This window comes from Endozoicomonas sp. SESOKO4 (assembly GCF_024606275.1).
Window position 1 is genome coordinate 1 of the sequence record NZ_JAHHPS010000670.1, and the last position, 1483, is coordinate 1483.

Annotated in this window: 2 protein-coding genes; both read right to left on the minus strand. The window is 47.7% G+C overall.

All coding sequences use genetic code 11. The features are described from left to right. Nucleotides 1–143 precede the first annotated feature (143 nt). Nucleotides 144–398 carry a FeoC-like transcriptional regulator gene (locus KDK16_RS12970; RefSeq protein ID WP_257276445.1) on the minus strand — a complete coding sequence of 85 codons (255 nt, stop codon included), beginning with the start codon at nt 396–398 and terminating at the stop codon, nt 144–146. Further along, complete coding sequence (locus KDK16_RS12975; protein WP_257276446.1) at nt 398–1375, minus strand: nucleoside recognition domain-containing protein; 978 nt, start codon at nt 1373–1375, stop codon at nt 398–400. Before KDK16_RS12975 ends, KDK16_RS12970 begins: the two co-directional genes overlap by 1 nt. Nucleotides 1376–1483 lie beyond the last annotated feature (108 nt).

Sequence of the window (1483 nt, forward strand, 5' to 3'; positions counted from 1 at the left end):
GGAGAAGTTATCAAAAATCTTTAATCAGAAGCTTAAGACAGGTTGTTACATCGTCAGCCATACATTCAGGCTGCCGGGCTGGGAACCCGAAAGCGAGAACAAGGCTAACGATTTATACCGCAGCCCTGTTTATCGGTATCGGGTTAATCACCCTGAAAACAAACAGGAATCAGGTCGCACTGACTCGAATTTAACCAACGATAGACAACCAGCTGTTCAGGCGCACAACTGACACACCCCTGTTTGCAACCAGATGATTCCTCCACCAGCTTTCCTTTTCTGAGCCAGTGGGCCAGCATACCCTTCATGGCTTCAGGGTCTACTTCAAAATGCTGACTGAGTTCAGCCAAAGTGCAGACACCCTTTTCTGACAGATAGTCTCTAATGGATAGCAGCATTAGTGGCACCCTGTGGTGTTTGCGGGTGTCTTAGCCACATCTTCCGGAGAGATCACCATTCTCTGCCCTACCCTCCTGAGAATCAGAAACATTAGTACCATTGCCAGGATAATGAGGGATAGCCAACTCAGTGCTGTTACTGGCTGAGCACTGATTCGCGACAGCTGGTAGTAAAGAGTAGCTACTGAATATCCCATGAAGAAAGTCCAGCCAGCCACAAATAGCGTCCAACGAAGACCTGATTCCCGGTAAATAGCACCCAAGGCTGCAACACAGGGTGTGTAGAGCAAGATCATCAAGAGATAAGCCGTAACAGCCGCATCACTGGTGAACAGTCTTTGCATAACACCAAAGGTGGTGACCTCCACTTCCTGATCCTGCGCTACTGATTCCAGATTACTCAAATCACCCACACTCAGGCCAAGGGGATCTAACAGAGAAGATGCAACCTCTGACAGGTTAGCAGGAATAGTTGCCAAAGCCTCATCAAAGCCGGACATAACATCAAAGTCATGAGCTTCGGCTTCTGTGCCATTATCCTGCTCGGCAATGGAGGTGTACATGGAGTTGAGCGTGCCAACAACCGCCTCTTTTGCCAGAATGCCAGTGAACAGACCTACAGCCGCTGGCCAGTTATCTTCTGACATACCTATGGGAGAAAACGCAGGTGTGATGGTTTGACCTATTTTACTGAGCACGGATGACCGGGTGTCTTCATGACCAAAACTGCCATCTGTTCCGAGTGAGTTCAGGGTATTCAGTATCATCACCACTATCACAATGGCTTTGCCTGCCCTGAACAAGAATGCTTTCAGTCGGCTCCAGGTTCTGAGCAATACATGCTTAACTGAAGGCCTGTGATAGCTGGGTAACTCCATAACAAAGGGTGTCACTTCTCCATTGAAGAGACATTTCTTCAACATCAAACCCGTCATGACCGCAGCCATAATACCCGTCAGATAGAGTATGAATACCACATTCTGGCCAGAACCTGGAAAGAAAGCCGCAGCAAACAACGCATAAACGGGAAGACGATGTAACAACCTGTCTTAAGCTTCTGATTAAAGATTTTTGATAACTTCTCC